This window comes from Paenibacillus sp. B2(2019), from assembly GCF_008370385.1.
Classification (GTDB): domain Bacteria; phylum Bacillota; class Bacilli; order Paenibacillales; family Paenibacillaceae; genus Paenibacillus_AQ.
Map to the genome: position 1 here is coordinate 513,668 of NZ_VTZR01000013.1, position 16,159 is coordinate 529,826.

Genomic DNA, 16,159 nt, shown 5'->3' on the forward strand with positions numbered 1-16,159 from the left:
AAGGAGAATGATATCATGAAGAAAATGACAACTAAATTGTCTGTAATTTTAAGTGCTGCTGTATGCCTTGGAGCGTTGGGAATGCCGGCTTTAACCCAAGCAGCCAGTGTTCAAACCGCCGCTGAAGCTTCCCTGAATACAACAAAAGTCGCCGATTCACACGATCAGCTTACTTTAAAGGGCAGTGCACAGTTTAACGGTAATTATATTAAGATCGATCTGAGCCGTGAGGGATCCCTGTTCTCAGGAATGCTCGCAGGAGTAACCTTGAACGATAAAGGTGAGCCTTACCTTGCAGAAGGAACCATTATGGCAGTAGACGCCAAGCTCACTAATTCAGGTGGAATTGATTTTAAATCACCACGCTGGATCAGTGATGGTGATGCCAACAAGGCGGTTGTTGTATTGCAGACCGGATGGCTAACTGAGCAGCAAAAGGCAAGCCTGGCTTCCTCTGAATTGAGCATCCATGTGAAGCTTAACGGAATCGAAGATCCGTATGTACTAAAATTTTCTCTTAAGCAAGCAGGAGTAGCGCGTAACATTCAGCTACCAGCTTTAAAGAAAGACAACCAATTTGAAATCAAAACCAATCGTGTTGCTGTGGGAGAGACTTCTGTGCGCATTGCTTTAGCAGTTAAAGGGATTGCTACCCAAGCACAGGCTTTAGGATATGATATTTATGATAATCTGGGAAATGAATTAGAATATATTGCACGGGAATCTGTTGCAACAACCCAGAATACTGTTTCTGAAGATTTATTGTTCGAGGCGCTTCGCCCGGCCGCAGAATATCTCATTATCAGACCTTATCAAGCGGTGTTTGAAAAAGGCACTGCAGGGGCTTATAAAGTAGATGCCAAAGGTAATGTAGTTAAAAATTACAACAAGCAACTAGAGATCAAAATTCCTCTGAAATAATAATCGTTATCGCTGCAACAGATCCATATGTATGAGGAAAAGGGGATTACCTGTTGGCCGTAAGGCCTGAGGCAATCCCCTTTTTCATGGATGAAGCGTAATTTTACAATTAATCATCCATAGACAAATCCAGTGTATTCCCTTTACTAATGAAGACCTTGTAATTAGCAATTTTGTCGTTTAGCATCTTCTCTGTCTCTGTTAAATGTCTGATTTGATCCTGAACTGAGCTTCTATGATCTTCCAGAAGATTCAAGCGGGCTTGGCTTGTATGTTCTCCTTCTAAATATAACTGGGCATATTGCCTGATTTGTGAAATGGGCATTTGGGTTTGTTTCAACCTCAGTACAAATCGCAGCCAAGCAACATGAGTATCATCATATACCCTCTCTCCATTGGCATTGCGTATCGGAGCAACGATCCCTTCTTTTTCATAATATCTCAGTGTATATGTGGTTATCTCCAATAACTTGGATACCTCGCTAATCGTGTACATGCAAATCCTCTAATCTATTTTATTTTGAAAGTCACCCTGATTATAAAAAACATTTGCCTTAGAGTAAACTCTAACCTATATAATCAAATCGCTGTAAGATCGAATTACATTCTCGTAGAAAAAATAGGAGGAAATCACATGAAGTACACTGTAATTACCGGCGCTAGTTCAGGGATAGGTTATGAAACTGCCCTAGCTTTTGCTTCTCGTGGAAAAAACTTAATCCTTGTGGCCCGCAGAAAGGAACAGCTAGAGGAATTACAGTCTAAAATCGCTGCTATTCATCCTAATGTAGAGGTTGTCATTCAAACGATTGACTTATCCGTTATCGAGAATGCTTATACATTGTATGAAAGCCTGCAAGGATATTCCATCGAAACCTGGATCAACAATGCCGGATTTGGGAACTTTGCTTCAGTGGCCGAGCAAGATTTAAATAAAATAACTACAATGCTACATCTGAACATAGAAGCGTTGACTATACTCTCCTCTTTATTCGTTCGAGACTACTCCACTATTGAAGGCACGCAATTAATTAACGTTTCATCTGGTGGCGGTTATACGATTGTGGGCAATGCTATAACGTACTGTGCGAGCAAGTTTTATGTAAGTGCATTTACTGAAGGACTATCTCATGAGTTGAAGAGTCAAGGTGCACCTATGCAGGCTAAAGTGTTGGCACCTGCCGCAACAGAAACAGAATTCGCGAAACGTGCTTTCGATGTCACGAATTTCGAATATCACGGCGCTGTGCGGAAATTCCATACCGCAAAGGAAATGGCTGGCTTCATGCTCGATCTGTATGACAGCAATCATGTGGTGGGACTTGTGAATGGTTTGACGTACGAGTTTGAGTTGAGAGATGCTATTTTTAATTATGTGGAGAGTACGCGATAGGCTTGTCTCGAAAGTTAAACAAATATGGCCATCCTTCAACGGATGGCCATGCACACTAACCAAGATATTGACACTTCCATTCGAAAATCTCATCAACAGCTTGATGAGGTCCACCGGATGTCCGAAAGGAATCTTTAGTCGTTGCAACAGCTTTTTGGAATGACGGAAGGGTGAGCACACGCTCTACAGCTTCACGCAGTTCAGTTGCAGTTAATCCTTGCATTTGTAATTTAATGCCCGCTCCAATATTGACCACTTGCTCCGCAATGATCGGCTGATCCGCACTTTGTGGGATTACAATTAGCGGAACCCCATAGTAGAGACCCTCATGCGCACTATTCATTCCACCATGTGTAATGAATATTTTTGTGTACTGTAATATATCCGTCTGTGGAACATAGTTTTTAACTATGAAGTTGGGAGGAATTTCTCCCAAATCATAGATTTGCACTTTGTTCCCAATGGACATAACAATCGTATGCTCCGTATTCCCGAATGCCTCAAAACAAAGCTTATAGAAATCACTTGCTTGGTTGAAGACCGTACCCATTGAAATGTAAATTAGGTCCTTCCCCTTGATTGCAGAAAAATCAAAATGATCTGGCGTTAATCGTGAAGAGATGGAAGGACCAACGAATTTATACGATGGGTCGAAGGCTTCTCCATAAGGTTGAAACTCCCTTGTCGTATACACGATTGTAAGTGGTGCAGGATTACAGAACACTTCGTAAGGAGAGTGAATCTGCACACCATACTGTTCCTTTATTTTTATGGTCAGACTTTGAAATCTATCGTCTACAGCTTTTACTATTTCTGCAGGGGCTTCTGTGTAGAATCGTTCCATGACTTGATCAAATGATTCCTTTGTCTGTGCAAAAGAAGTACAAGAGTTGATTGCAGGAAGATTAAGAATTTGAGCCAGTAAATGTCCACAACCAAACATCGAATCATGGATGATGTAATCGAAATGCTCCCCCTTAATCTGTTCAAGAACGCTTGGTATAACGATATCCGCCGTAAGTAAAAGCCCATTGATTCTTTCAAGCAGATAATCTCTCCCACCTGAAATAAAGGCCTTTATAAATTGTTGAGCGTCCAATGTCCGTACTATAGCACCTGTCTCCTCCATACGCTCCCGAAAAGCTTCTATAGTGAAGTACACTACCTCTTCTCCACGAGAAATAAGCTCCTGTACAACGCCAATCGTTGGATTGATATGTCCCTCTGATCCAGCATTAATAAATAAGACACGTGCCATGCCTACCACTCCTCAGTTATGACCTAAGTTAAGATGTATGTAGCTCCCTCTTTTGTCCTTTTCAATGTACCCATTATACGTTTATCTAAGAACCGACTTCTACTTATCAAAATCCCCAGCCGATATTCTAATCCTAATTTTACCTAATTTTGCTATAATAATGAAATCATAGTTAGCAAAAAATGGAGAGTGATGAAAACATGGACCGGATTCTGATCGTCGATGATGAACCCGACATTCGTGAGCTTATTCGCTTACATCTGGAACGCGCCGGATGGGACATCGCCGAAGCGGAGTCTGGGCGGCAGGCGATCTTACAGCTACAAGCGCAGCCTTTCTCACTGATCGTTCTGGACATCATGATGGACGACGGTAACGGTTTCGAAGTTCTACGCTACTTGCGGGAACATCGTCCGGAAACGCTGGTCATTGCGCTTAGTGCGAGAAGAGAAGTGGAAGACAGAATCGACGCACTTGGACTGGGAGCCGACGATTACATGACCAAGCCCTTCAGTCCAATGGAGCTGCTGGCGCGGATACAGGCCCATTTCCGCAGGCGCCATCCTGAGACCTCCAACCGGCCCCATGTGATTCAATTGAATAAACTTATTCTGGATATCGACAATTATGTACTACATAATGATGGGCAACAACATGGACTGACTCCAGTCGAATGCCATCTACTGCAAGTGTTCATGCTCAATCCTGATCGCGTACTAACAAAAGGAGAAATCTACAAACAAGTCTGGCAGCATGAAAACTATGACGCCAACAACCTCAGCGTCTTCATCAGCCGCATCCGAAAAATACTTGAAAGCGCACCCGGGTCCCAATCTAATCTTCATACCATTCGCGGCATCGGCTACCGCCTCTCAGGTGACGGACGATGAAGAGACGAACTAAGCTATGGCTGATGATGCTATCCAGTGCCGCAGGAAGCATCGTCTTGTTTATTACGATTACCCTAATGACCGGGAAGACTTGGACCCCGGGATATGATCTGAAGACGTTAAACGCCATCTCACAAGAAGTACTTACGGCTATAGAACGGCAAGACGCCTACTCGGGACCAGAGGTTCAACCCATTCTGGAAGAAGTACTACGCCCGCATTCCAAGATCCGCCTAGAGTGGCTCGCTGAGGACGGTTCGACGCTGTATGATTCCGCCGGCGAGAATAATTCCTACGACTTCCGCAAATTAGCCGACCGTGTTGACCATATGCCAAATAATCTTTGGGGTGAAAATACTCCGATCACTCTTACTTATTCCGTTGCCCATGATCATCGATCCTATTACATGTTATTGAGTTTATCCAGCGAAGACATGACATCTGGACAAATATATTTTTTTCTCCGAACGTATAAGGCTTTACTAACATTTATTTTACCTCTGTTACTGGCGTTGTTGCTTCCCTATCTCCTTTCCTTATGGTTCTTCTCTTCCACCGATCGTCGCATTACAAAACTGAACAACGCGCTGAACCAAGTCGGAATCCGAAGCGATGTCATCGTGCTGGAAGATACGTCGAGGGACGAGATCGCTCAGCTGACCCATCACTACAATTCAATGGCAATGCGTATCCAGAGCCAGTCTGCCCAAATCAAACAGTTAGAACATCGGCGAAGACTGCTCTTATCGGACCTGTCCCACGATTTGCGAACGCCGTTAACTATGATTTTGGGTTATGCCGAGTTGATCCGTACCGGCGCGTACAAGAATGAGAATGAGCTTCAGTCCGGGGCCAAAATCATCCTGCAGCGCTCTCGCTACATGGATAAGCTGCTTGATCAGTTACTCGACATTACCCGTCAAGAAGAGCATCTACTTCGGCTTCAGCTCGCTCCACATAACCTGTCGGAATTAATGCGAAAGATTGCAGCCGAGTACCTCTTATTCCTGGACGATAAGAACATCGTGTTGGAGGCAGACATCCAAGATACAGATATCGAGGTTATGATCGACGCACCGCTGATCGAACGTGCTTTGCGCAACTTGCTGGACAATGCCGTTCGTTACGGTGAAGAAGGACATTATCTGGGAATTGGATTGACGGAGGAACAAGAGGAAGTGGTTCTCACGGTCAAAAACCGGGGTAAAGGGATCGCACGAGAGGATCGCGAGCGTATCTTCGAGCGTTTCTACCGCGCCGACGGTGGAAGAAAAGGCGAGGGACTTGGCATCGGGCTCTCGATCGTCAAGGAAATCGCGGAATTGCACCATGGCAGCGTGCGTTTGCTGGACGAAGCTGTGACGGAAACCATTTTTCAGATTAGAATTCCTAAGAAGTCTACTAGTGAACATGAAAATTAACGTCGATCAAAGCTACGTTTTTCTGCGTGCTTCTACGAATAAATAGAAGGAGGCGACGAGAGCGCCCAATGTTCCGCAAATCATATCCATCATCGTGTCGGTCAAACTACCATTTTGCGAATGAAGCTCAAAGAGATGATCCACCGTAAACTCATAAATCTCCCACATTCCAGCCATTGCAACAGCAAACAGGAACGCGAACCAAATGATGATGTTGGAAGGCAGACCGCCCAGCCCTTTACGCTTAGCCATCTTGATCAAGATGAATCGTCCTACGAAGAATAAAATAATTCCAGACAGCAGATGTTCAATCTTATCTAAATAAGGGATGACACCATACAAATTGAATAAATTGGCGAGCATCATCGTGATTGTGATAAAGACCAGCACCGAAAATTGAAGTGCGGGAGGCAGTTCGCTGTTGGTCCTTGTGATTAAGCCCTTAAAGAGTAACAGGACTAGAATGATAAGGGCCGCTTGAAATGTTTTATCATCATTTCCATTCAGGCCAAAATAAACAATTGATACTCCGCAAATGAGGTAGAGAATCATTTCAAAAAAATAATTGAACCTATGGTTTCTAGAAGTTTCTTGCATAGCAGTTCCTTTCTGACTAGACATATTTAATTAATTATCACCCGTTCAAAGCCACCCCATACGACAATCATATCATTAGTTATAAAAAGACTCCCGTGACATTCCCTTAAGCGGAAATACACGGGAGCCTTGAGCGATCCAATCAGCCCTTACATCGCTTTTTCAGCCAAATCGTTAACTAAATTCCTCATCCACTTCCGCGAGTAAATCCGGGCGTAACCGAAGCCAAAACGGACAACCTCCTCAAGTGATATGACGAGATATACAAGGTAGACTGGCTGCTTCCAGACGTATGACAGCAACAGTCCGGAGGGTACACCGATCAGCCATGTCGCGGTCGATTCCATGCTGAACACGAACTTGCTGTCTCCCCCACTGTTTAGAATGCCGCCTGCTATAATCATATTGGAAACTTTGGCCCAAAGAAATCCAGCGAATACGATAACGATATATATGCTCATCTGTTTAGCATCCTCGGAGATATTGAACGCGGAGACATACAGCTTCGAGCCTGCCGCAATGATAACCCCGACAATTAGAGAGATGATAATGCCAAGACGAATGAACTTTTTCGCATGATCGAGTGCGATATCCGTTTCGTTCGCGCCCAAACGGTTGCCAACCAAAACCCCAGCTGCACTAGCCAGACCGGACAATAAGCCAATGCAAAGCCCTTGCAATGGGAAGGTAATGGTCATCGCCGTCATCTCCATCGTCCCCATACGGCTATAGATGATCGCATATGCCGTTTCACCCAATACCCAAATCAACTCAGTCAGCAGCAGCGGATACGTCGTTCCAAAAAACTTGCGGATGAGCGGTTTAGGAATGATGAACAAGTTCTTTAACCCAACAGCGCCCGGTAAACGATATCGGTACACGGCACCAATGATCAACAAACATTCTATTACCCTGGAAATAAGGGTAGCAATAGCCGCACCCTTCAGACCAAGCGCTGGAGCGCCGAAGTTCCCGTAAATAAGTACGTAATTCAGTATAATATTCAACACAACAGCAATTAAGCTTACATACATCGGCCATTTGGCATGGCCCGTACTACGCAAAATGGCGGAATACATCATCGTGAGCATGACAGGTACAAAGCCGATCGACATGATCTGCAGAAAAATATACCCATTATCTATTACATTCGCATCTGTCGTGAACATGCTCAGGAAAAGCGGCGAATCGATGAAGACAGCCGCAGAAAATAAGAACGAGAACGCGAAGCCGACGATTAGTCCAAGGCCCAGCACCTGGGAGACGCTTTTGGAATCTTTGTTCCCCCAAAACTGGGCTGCATAAATAGACACACCCGTCGATAAACCAGCCAAGACAACCGCGATGATCCCATATATTTTGGTGGACATCCCCACCGAGGCAATCGCCACATCTCCAAGCTGCCCGACCATCAACTGATCCGTCAAATTGAGCAATGCCATCAGTAAGCTTTGAAGCGTAACGGGTACAGCGATTTTATACACACTTTTGTAGAAGTTCTCTTTCTCTGACATGGATCATTCACAACCCCCATATTCTCGATTTTACCGCGTCCATAGCCATTCGCAGTCTATGACTTCGTGTGAGGTTATATCACTTTTTTGTAGCGCATGAGCGTATAATTATCTTTTGGCTGAATTTCTACAACCTTGAACTTTTTCGCAAAGCACAATTGCTGATATCCGTCTCCATCCACTAAAGTAATGTTCGTGGAACCGCCTATGATGATCGGAAGCTGCATCAGAATAATTTCATCGACGATGTCCTGATCGAAGATATGCCAGTTCAAAAAGCCGCCGCCCTCGACCATCAAGCTGGTAATCCCGAAGTTGTCTTCCAACTGACGTTCAAGCTCCACGAAATCGACTTTATCCTCACCGCAGATGAGGCACTCCTTCCCTCTTTCCCGGATCTGCTTGATTTTATATTCATCCCGTCCTTTCTCGGTTGTGACAATAATCGTCCTCCCCTCATCCGAGAGCACATTGCTATCCAGCGGAATATCCAAGGTGGTCGTCGGAATGATCCGGATTGGATTTTTGTTCTCCTCATACCGATTAGTAAGAAAGGGATTGTCCGTCAAAATTGTATTTTTGCCGACCATAATGCCCTGCACATTCCCCCGGAATAGATGAATAAATTCCATATCCTCACTGGAAAACAAAGAAAAAAGCTCCTTACTCGAATTACCAGCTCCCATAGTAAGCTTACCGTCAATCGAAATTTGGCTGAATATCGTTGTTTTCATGTTTCTTCTCCCCGTCTCTTTTTAGCTTTTATATGCGCCCCAGAATGCTTGGATAGTCTGTTCTATTTTTTTTAATGCTTGTTCAGGATTGCTTAAGGGCAGCTCGGTTAGACCCGCATTTAGCGCCTCCCATACATGAATCATGAAGGGGTAAGTCGGCATCGGCCGTGCGTGCTCCAACAGCGATATAATCATCTGTTTGTTAGGCGTAGCAGAGGCAGCTAGACGGTTCAGCACCTCTTCCTGAGCTGGAATCCGCTGCACACCCAGCGTCCACATGGTCTGGCATTCATCACTCAGCATAAAATGCGTGAACGACAAGATATCTTCCCGTTCCTCCGACGTTAACGAATGATTCGGGTAAATCAGGCCGATAGAAGAAGACATGGATAGCGATTGCTGGCCTTCTATGACCGGAAGCTGGCAGACCGCAAGCCTGTTGTTCATCTGCTTGTCCAGATGGTTATAAATCCACTCTCCACAAATAATGGCGCCAATCTTACCGTCAATAAACTGCTCTAGCAGTCCTGTGGAACCGTCGAGACTGACGAGCACGCCTTGATCCATCTTGTCATGGATGAACTCAAGTGCTCGCTTCATTTCAGGGGTTACGATATTCGGCTTTCCATCCTGAACAGGCCAACCACCGAAAGCTGTAAGAAACGGAATAAACCAATAACCCTGCTGTAAATCTGCTCCAATCGGTATGATGCCTTGAGCGGACAACCTCTCTGCTGCCTCTTCGAACACTTCCCATGTCGTCGGCGCACTGGCGTAAATCTCCGGATTGTAATACACCACCAGATGATTGCCCCGTAATACCGGAATACCATACTGAACACCATCCAGTTGCATCGTTGAAAGTGCCCCTTCAGTCAATGCATCATCAAATAGCCAGCCCGGTACCTCAGAGTAAAGACCATTCTCAACATAGGAGGACATATCCGCAGGAACCATCGCCAGATGCGGACCTTGATGGGTGTCCTTAATTTGGTTCAGGCGCGCAGTCAACTCCGTAATGTTCATCACTTGTGGCGTAATTTGTACGCCGAAGCGCTCTGTATACAGCTTGCAAATTCCCTCCAACACCTCAATCGAGGTATCTCCCGGACCGTTAAACTCATGCCATAACACAATTTCTTTGTTCTTCTTTTCCATCGCTGCCTCTCTCCCTTAACTAACTTGTCTATGATTGTTTACGAGCACTAAAGCCTGATTAGGTGCAAGTAGTAAGCTGTCTAACTTCTGACCTACGATGCTCCCCGTTAAGGAACTATCCAGCGTCACGGTCATTGGGCACCGCCCAGGTACCGCAGCCTTCAAATCAACTTGGCAGGAAGCATCAGCACTCAAGTTAAAGCAGCAGAGCAGCGTCTGTTCGCCATGCATATACCCGTAAAGAACTGTACCTTCCGGTGATTGAGCCACGAAAAAGTTTTCTGGCTTCACTAGCTGAGGCCAATCTTTTTTGAATTCACTCAGCTCCGTCAGCAGCGGCAGCATCGGTGCAGGATTAGTCCAATTAATTTGCATGACGTTAAAAAAAGCGCGGCAAATCTCCTCTCCGTTCGTGTTGTCGCCAAGACCACAGTTGAGGGGCTGCTCCTCATTCATTTCATAGCCAGTCGTCACGTATGGAATTGCATTCGGAAGAAATTGATTAAATACCGCAATCATCCGAGCCACCTCAACACCGCCACGGCTCGTGATCCGAGGCGTATCTGCTGTTTCTGCACAGGCGAACACATGAATGTTTAACTCAGGCAGCTCCTCTAAGAATGAAACGAGATTGTCCTTATTGATTTGCGTCATGACATTCCATCCGCTGCCAAGCATAATGTTGTAGCCGGTGCTCGCCGCCTTCTTGTGATTACGATTGAACAAATCTTCGCTGATCAAGATTGCATTCGGATTCAACTCTTTAATCGTGTCAAAAATACGAGTCAACAGCGGAATAGGAAGTACATGTCCGATATCGATGCGGAAGCCATCAATCCCATACTTTTCGAGATTAAACCGTACGGCCTCCTCCAGCACATCCCACAGCTCCAGATTCGGCTCCTCACCCGGGTAGTCATTGCATTTAATCGTATCAAAAAGAACATATGGTGCCTGATCCGAACTTATAAGATGTCTCACTTGCGGAGAAAAGTCCTTGTAGAGGCGCAAGAACGTAATGTCTGTCCAAATCGGCTGTACATCGTTAATCCAATCCGAATGCGCGGGAGCAGTCGTTATCCCCATCTCTTGCTCCACCAAAGTTAATAGCTCATCTCCAGTTTTAGCAGCTCTCTCTTTTAACTGCTGCCAAAGGATTGGATGAAGTTCATTGGGCGGCGGCGAGAACTTCCGCAGAAATGCTGCGGTTTCCTGGCTGTGGTAGATCGTCTCCAATTTGTCAGGCGTACACTCCTCAAAGAATCCAAGCTCAGGAATCGATGGCGGTGCAAAGCCTTCTAATTCCTGCATTTTGATCCAATACACCCATTCGGGATGGTCGGTAATGAACGCACTGTTTTTCGCCGTTACACGGGGAATGAAATCAACAACAGTCTTAATATCAAGCAAATGACAAGCTTCTACCAAAGCGCTGAGCTCATCGTGGATCGTAAACTCCTCCATACCATCCAGCAGGCTGTCGTGTAGGTTCTGATCCAAGTGGAATAACGATTGCACAGCGTAAGGTGACCCGATATCTCCTTTCAGATTCAACTTGCTGTACTGGTTCACTGGAAGCATATACAGAATATTGATGCCCATTTTTTTTAACAGCGGCAGAAGAATAAGGAATCTTAAAAAAGTGCCGGATTCAATTGTTCCATCATGGTTGTAATCCCAAGCCGTCGAATAACGAATTAATGAAGAATAGATCGCGCTGTCGTCTAAATTCGTGCGTTCCTTGAGCGAATATCTCCACGATAGCTTGTCTACATACTTCAAATGCTCTGTCAAAAAATCATACGGATGTACACAAATTTCACCGTCTTTTTCGAAAAGAACACGCTCATATTTGCACTCATTCCACACAGCAGGAATCCAAATTGGCGCGACGTCTTTATCTTTGTGTGTAGACAAGTAATCCTGAACAAGTCTAAATTTGCTTTCTTTGCTCATTAACAGATCCACCTCTCGTTGATGCAGTTCTACGTTTAGGGAACAAAAACCGTCTTTACGGTGTCACTCCCAACCACCTTCAAAGAGTTCAATTCATAGCCGATCAACTCGTTTATTGCTGCCTCGTGCTGATTGAGCTTAACTTTTCTGGTCACCAATTTCTCCAGTTCAGGTGTCTCAGCGCCAAAACGCAAAGCTTCCTCGAACATGTAGCGGTATTCGCCTGCTGCGATAATTTTGATTGCATGCTGTACGAATTTGGTAGGGGAAAAGGTGTACCGATACTTCGCATTAATTCCAAAAGGAACGATGCGCCCTCCACGCTCAATCCATTCCTCCGCTACTTCGAGCTGAGTGCCCACCGTATCGATAATCACATCAAACTTATGTCCCGCGCAGATTTCATCTACGGTAGCTTGATTTAATTGGGATGGTGTTAGAGCAAAATCCGAGATTTCTCTGGCAAATGCCAGCCGATAGGGATTAATTTCCGTCGCTACCGTGAGCGCAGCTTTTGATTTACTCACCATCTGACTTAACAGTCCCATTGGACCCGATCCAAGAATGAGCACCTTATCGTCAGCCGTGACATTAGCTTCTTTGAAACTGTGCAGCACACAGGCAAGCGGCTCGATTAATACCCCCGTCTCCCAGCTCATATGATCAGGTAAAGGGTGTGCAAACGTTTGTACAGTTGAGAAAAAAAAAGTGAATGTCCCATTTCGATTCAAACCAGCAATAGGCATCCCATTTCCATCGGAGCCTATACATAAGTGCGGCTGTTCTTTCAAGCAAAAATAACACTCATTGCAGCTTTGATTCGGATCGATAACTACACGGTCCCCCACCTTAACACGGTCAACATTACTGCCAATTTCGATTACGGTCCCTACAGCCTCATGACCGCGAATGATTCCTGGAACTCCTTCCTCTTTACCGGTTATGACCGCTAGATCTGTTCCACAAATGCCTGTCATCTCAATCCGAATCTTAACTTCATCCGGGGTTACAATCTGTGGCTCTTCCCATTCGCAGAGCTCTAGCTTATCATTGGATGTCCACACCAGCGCTTCCATACGCATTCTTCCTTTCATTTTTCCTATTATCCATTTTCCACCAGAATATATCATACCTCCCATGTAAAAGTAAGGTGAATATTGTCGTAAAATGTTATTGTTTACATTTTTATAAAGCTTTCAGATAAATAAACGTTTTAAATAAAAAAAACACCTCCCCCGTAAATCAGGAAAGGTGTGCCTTTACTAGGCTTATTTTGCAGGCTCCTGTTTAAAAATGATTTTAAAAATAGGGTAGAATATCAAGAACGAAATTGTACTATTGATAATCATTGTAATAATATCCGCTGTTGTCTCCCCCATTGAACCCATTCCCCATGTGTTAATTAATAAGTTATAGATAGGAGCCTTGTAAAATCCTTGCGCCGCGGCAGCACCAACGGTTATAAGAATATACGCTAATACATACCAGAAAGCAGCCTTCCAAACGTTACTGTTTGATTTAAATGTAATGCTTCTCTGTGCAAAAAAGTTAATGATCTGTGCAATGCCGAGCGTGATTTGAACAGCAAGAAAATAGCCAAGTCCTCCTCCACCTCCTGATGCAAGTGAACCAGCGGCATAATCGAATACATAATAAGCACTTCCATCAAAGTTATGTCCCAACTGAAAAACTTGAAAGCTTGTAGATAGTAATGATGTCTGTGCAAATATGAGTTTAAATAAAGGCATTAGAACAAGTTGTAATACCGTCATTCCAGCACTCAGTATAAAAAATACTATGAATTGTGCAATATTCGGATGTTGTCCCTTGAATTTATTCCAAACACCCATTATTCCTGTATTTTTCTCGATATTCACTTCGCTCATACTCTTCTATTTCTCCTTTGAAGCCTAGAAAAAGGAGATACCGTAGTATCCCCTTTTCCTCGCTTACTATTTTCCTATCGGTTTATCCATTTCAATACCTTCAAGATTTGCTTTCGACTAATTTTCCCGCCAGTAAAACGGTCGATTTGACGAAAAGGCATATTCAGAACAAAGTAGACATTATTCGCTAGCAGAGGTTTATTGACTGCTTCAAAAAACTTGTTAAAGAAAAGGACAATATGATAGATTGTTTTTCCAAGTGCGTTCTTATATTTAGCTTGAGCAATGGTGTCGTTTAACCCCAAGTCCTGCTTTGGATCCCAATAAGGAGAAGGAGGTTCATAACCCAAGAGCCCCTTATATTCCGCTGCCGTTACTTCATGAACATGTCCGCTAAAATAATGTGGGAATTGCTCCTCTGTATGTTCACAAGAAACGGAATCGCCCGTAAGCATAACACGTTCCTGCAAAAGAATAGACTGGATTGAACTTCCGATTTGAATGTCGTAAGCGCCAGGCTCGACCGCCCAATCGTGAATCGTCGGATTATAATACGAAAAATCACGTTCCTCCAGAATCATTGTGACACATTTGCTTTCACCCGGCTCTAAGCTCACCTTTTCAAAACCTTTTAATTCTCGTTTGGCTCTAAATATCGATGAATCTTGTTTCTGGATGTAGAGCTGCGCAACTTCTTCCCCTGCGACTGCCCCTGTATTGGTGATGGTAAATGAAACCTGATGCTGATCAACCGTTAAATCCGTATATGCAAAGGTTGTATAGGACAGCCCATAACCAAACGGAAATAACACAGGTTTATTCACGGTATCAAAATAACGGTAACCGATAAAAATGCCTTCGATATGTTCTGCGGTTGCCTCCTTACCTGGATAATAAGGAGCAGAAGAGACATCACTATACTTGATCGGGAATGTCTCGCTGAGCTTACCACTTGGGTTGTACTCTCCAAGCAAAACACTCTTTAACGCTTCAGCGCTTCCTTGTCCAGATAAATAGGTATGAACGATAGCTTTGACATTCTTTATAAACGGCATTTCAATGGCACCACCGCCAGCGAGAATCACCACAATATTGGAATTGACTTCTGTTAATGAACGAAGCAGTTCGAGCTGGTTGTCACGTAAGCTAAGGTTTACGCGGTCAACACCTTCGGCTTCGCTGCCTTCGTCCAGCCCCAAGAACAGCAAAATGGTATCTGCTTTCTGAGCTAACGTAACAGCTTCCTTTAGTAGACGGTCATTTTTTCCACCCATTCGCTTGAAGCCTTTCGCATATCCCACAATCGATAAGCCAGATTGACCCAGCACATCGCAGGCATTGGATAGCTTGGCAGGATTAATAAGCGAGCTTCCAGCACCCTGGTAGCGAGGATTACTGGCGAAATCACCAATAATCGCAACTTTATTGCCGTGTTTAAGCGGTAATATCTTATCGTCATTTTTCAATAACACAATCGAACGTTTGGCAGCTTCTATCGCTTTATTGTGGTGCTCCTCATAATCAATGCGCGGTGTGTCTTGATCATGCAGCTGGGTAGTAAAGACTAATCCGAGCAGACGATCGACGGCGTCATCCAACACTTCTTCGTCTAGCTCATTGTTTTTAATGGCTTGCACGATTTCTTGATCCGTAATTCCATTGGTTGAAGGCATCTCCAATTGATTGCCTGCTTTCAATCCTGCAACACGGTCATTATTCCCGCCCCAATCCGTAACGACTACGCCATTAAAATCCCATTCACCGTACAGAATATCCTGTAACAAATCGTTATTTTCATTGGCGAACGTGCCGTTGACTTTGTTGTAAGAGGTCATGATGGTTTTCGGTTGACCCTTCTCAACTACACGTCTAAATCCTTCTAAATACAATTCTCTTAACGAGCGTTCATCCACGACTTCGTCAATCGTCATTCGCATATGTTCTTGGCTATTGACCGCAAAGTGTTTAGGACATGCAGAGATGCCGTTCACCTGAATGCCTTTGACCATCTCACTCGCTAATTCTCCCGTTAAATAAGGGTCCTCGGAAAAATACTCAAAATTTCGTCCACATAACGGATTCCGCTTAATGTTCAATCCAGGACCAAGCAACACGCTCACTTTTTCGCTAGCTGCTTCTTTTCCAATCGTTTGACCAACCTCATAGATCAATTGTCTGTCCCAGCTATTAGCCAAGGTTGCCGCCGTCGGGAAACAAGTGGCAGGCAGACTTTTATTTAAGCCTAAGTGGTCTGCCTTTCCGCCTTGCTTCCTCAAACCATGCGGTCCATCTGTCAGCATAATGCTGGGAATCTTCACTCGGTCGATTGCTTTTGTATTCCAAAAGTTTGCGCCAGACATTAAAGATGCCTTTTCTTCTACGGTCATACTTTCGATTAACGCTCTATACTTCAATCTCTTCACCCCGCATG

At 44.4% G+C, this 16,159-nt stretch carries 14 protein-coding genes and 2 pseudogenes; 6 read left to right on the plus strand and 10 right to left on the minus strand.

Annotation, left to right across the window (positions count from 1 at the left end):
* Nucleotides 1-15: 15 nt before the first annotated feature.
* Nucleotides 16-921: a DUF5643 domain-containing protein gene (locus PAENI_RS13045; RefSeq protein WP_149645526.1), complete on the plus strand. Its 906-nt coding sequence runs from the start codon at nucleotides 16-18 to the stop codon at nucleotides 919-921.
* A gap of 109 nt (nucleotides 922-1,030) precedes the next feature.
* Here the strand turns inward: PAENI_RS13045 and PAENI_RS13050 are convergent, their stop codons facing one another.
* On the minus strand, nucleotides 1,031-1,417 hold the full coding sequence (locus PAENI_RS13050; protein ID WP_149645527.1) for a MerR family transcriptional regulator: 387 nt from the start codon (nucleotides 1,415-1,417) through the stop codon (nucleotides 1,031-1,033).
* Nucleotides 1,418-1,555: 138 nt separating this feature from the next.
* On the opposite strand from PAENI_RS13050, the gene PAENI_RS13055 reads away from it, so the two are divergent.
* Nucleotides 1,556-2,314 carry an SDR family NAD(P)-dependent oxidoreductase gene (locus PAENI_RS13055; protein WP_149645528.1) on the plus strand — a complete coding sequence of 253 codons (759 nt, stop codon included), beginning with the start codon at nucleotides 1,556-1,558 and terminating at the stop codon, nucleotides 2,312-2,314.
* Between the two features lie 55 nt (nucleotides 2,315-2,369).
* Here PAENI_RS13055 and PAENI_RS13060 read toward each other — a convergent pair whose 3' ends face one another.
* Entirely contained in the window at nucleotides 2,370-3,572 is a 1,203-nt protein-coding gene (locus PAENI_RS13060; RefSeq protein ID WP_149645529.1) for a macrolide family glycosyltransferase, read from the minus strand.
* 200 nt (nucleotides 3,573-3,772) lie between these two features.
* Here PAENI_RS13060 and PAENI_RS33030 point away from each other — a divergent pair.
* From PAENI_RS33030 to PAENI_RS13070, 4 genes and pseudogenes are all read left to right on the plus strand, one after another.
* Nucleotides 3,773-4,054, plus strand: a pseudogene (locus PAENI_RS33030) (response regulator); the annotation flags it as partial.
* A pseudogene (locus PAENI_RS33035) lies at nucleotides 4,031-4,130 on the plus strand (DNA-binding response regulator); the annotation flags it as partial. The pseudogenes PAENI_RS33030 and PAENI_RS33035, both read left to right, overlap by 24 nt.
* A gap of 29 nt (nucleotides 4,131-4,159) precedes the next feature.
* Complete coding sequence (locus PAENI_RS33040) at nucleotides 4,160-4,462, plus strand: winged helix-turn-helix domain-containing protein (RefSeq protein ID WP_410477466.1); 303 nt, start codon at nucleotides 4,160-4,162, stop codon at nucleotides 4,460-4,462.
* Nucleotides 4,459-5,883, plus strand: a complete 1,425-nt coding sequence (locus PAENI_RS13070) for a HAMP domain-containing sensor histidine kinase (RefSeq protein ID WP_149645531.1) — start codon at nucleotides 4,459-4,461, stop codon at nucleotides 5,881-5,883. Before PAENI_RS33040 ends, PAENI_RS13070 begins: the two co-directional genes overlap by 4 nt.
* A 12-nt stretch (nucleotides 5,884-5,895) precedes the next feature.
* On the opposite strand, the gene PAENI_RS13075 is transcribed toward PAENI_RS13070, so the two are convergent.
* From PAENI_RS13075 to PAENI_RS13110, 8 genes are all read right to left on the minus strand, one after another.
* On the minus strand, nucleotides 5,896-6,504 hold the full coding sequence (locus PAENI_RS13075; RefSeq protein ID WP_149645532.1) for a DUF2238 domain-containing protein: 609 nt from the start codon (nucleotides 6,502-6,504) through the stop codon (nucleotides 5,896-5,898).
* Between the two features lie 125 nt (nucleotides 6,505-6,629).
* Nucleotides 6,630-7,994, minus strand: coding sequence for an MATE family efflux transporter (locus tag PAENI_RS13080; RefSeq protein WP_076298081.1), 1,365 nt, complete (start codon nucleotides 7,992-7,994; stop codon nucleotides 6,630-6,632).
* Nucleotides 7,995-8,068: 74 nt separating this feature from the next.
* Nucleotides 8,069-8,728 (minus strand): dihydrofolate reductase family protein, encoded by a 660-nt coding sequence (locus PAENI_RS13085; RefSeq protein ID WP_042193005.1) that lies wholly within the window; start codon nucleotides 8,726-8,728, stop codon nucleotides 8,069-8,071.
* A 21-nt stretch (nucleotides 8,729-8,749) separates the two neighbouring features.
* The gene (locus PAENI_RS13090; protein ID WP_149645533.1) at nucleotides 8,750-9,886 is read right to left on the minus strand and encodes a sugar ABC transporter substrate-binding protein; all 1,137 of its coding nucleotides are present in this window, start codon (nucleotides 9,884-9,886) and stop codon (nucleotides 8,750-8,752) included.
* Between the two features lie 15 nt (nucleotides 9,887-9,901).
* Nucleotides 9,902-11,842 (minus strand): alpha-amylase family protein, encoded by a 1,941-nt coding sequence (locus PAENI_RS13095; protein WP_149645534.1) that lies wholly within the window; start codon nucleotides 11,840-11,842, stop codon nucleotides 9,902-9,904.
* 35 nt (nucleotides 11,843-11,877) lie between these two features.
* On the minus strand, nucleotides 11,878-12,924 hold the full coding sequence (locus tag PAENI_RS13100; protein WP_262495593.1) for a zinc-dependent alcohol dehydrogenase: 1,047 nt from the start codon (nucleotides 12,922-12,924) through the stop codon (nucleotides 11,878-11,880).
* Nucleotides 12,925-13,110: 186 nt separating this feature from the next.
* A complete protein-coding gene (locus tag PAENI_RS13105) occupies nucleotides 13,111-13,728 on the minus strand; it encodes a hypothetical protein (RefSeq protein ID WP_188114546.1) in 618 nt (205 codons plus the stop codon).
* Nucleotides 13,729-13,802: 74 nt separating this feature from the next.
* A complete protein-coding gene (locus PAENI_RS13110; protein ID WP_223178942.1) occupies nucleotides 13,803-16,151 on the minus strand; it encodes a beta-glucosidase in 2,349 nt (782 codons plus the stop codon).
* Nucleotides 16,152-16,159: the final 8 nt, after the last annotated feature.

Bases quoted from the DNA above. Each gene is read 5' to 3' on its own strand.
- PAENI_RS13070 (WP_149645531.1), top strand. From the start codon at position 4,459: ATGAAGAGACGAACTAAGCTATGGCTGATGATGCTATCCAGTGCCGCA.
- PAENI_RS13055 (WP_149645528.1), top strand. From the start codon at position 1,556: ATGAAGTACACTGTAATTACCGGCGCTAGTTCAGGGATAGGTTATGAA.
- PAENI_RS13100 (WP_262495593.1), bottom strand. From the start codon at position 12,924: ATGCGTATGGAAGCGCTGGTGTGGACATCCAATGATAAGCTAGAGCTC.
- PAENI_RS13045 (WP_149645526.1), top strand. From the start codon at position 16: ATGAAGAAAATGACAACTAAATTGTCTGTAATTTTAAGTGCTGCTGTA.
- PAENI_RS13075 (WP_149645532.1), bottom strand. From the start codon at position 6,504: ATGTCTAGTCAGAAAGGAACTGCTATGCAAGAAACTTCTAGAAACCAT.
- PAENI_RS13085 (WP_042193005.1), bottom strand. From the start codon at position 8,728: ATGAAAACAACGATATTCAGCCAAATTTCGATTGACGGTAAGCTTACT.
- PAENI_RS13090 (WP_149645533.1), bottom strand. From the start codon at position 9,886: ATGGAAAAGAAGAACAAAGAAATTGTGTTATGGCATGAGTTTAACGGT.
- PAENI_RS13080 (WP_076298081.1), bottom strand. From the start codon at position 7,994: ATGTCAGAGAAAGAGAACTTCTACAAAAGTGTGTATAAAATCGCTGTA.
- PAENI_RS13095 (WP_149645534.1), bottom strand. From the start codon at position 11,842: ATGAGCAAAGAAAGCAAATTTAGACTTGTTCAGGATTACTTGTCTACA.
- PAENI_RS13050 (WP_149645527.1), bottom strand. From the start codon at position 1,417: ATGTACACGATTAGCGAGGTATCCAAGTTATTGGAGATAACCACATAT.
- PAENI_RS13105 (WP_188114546.1), bottom strand. From the start codon at position 13,728: ATGAGCGAAGTGAATATCGAGAAAAATACAGGAATAATGGGTGTTTGG.
- PAENI_RS13060 (WP_149645529.1), bottom strand. From the start codon at position 3,572: ATGGCACGTGTCTTATTTATTAATGCTGGATCAGAGGGACATATCAAT.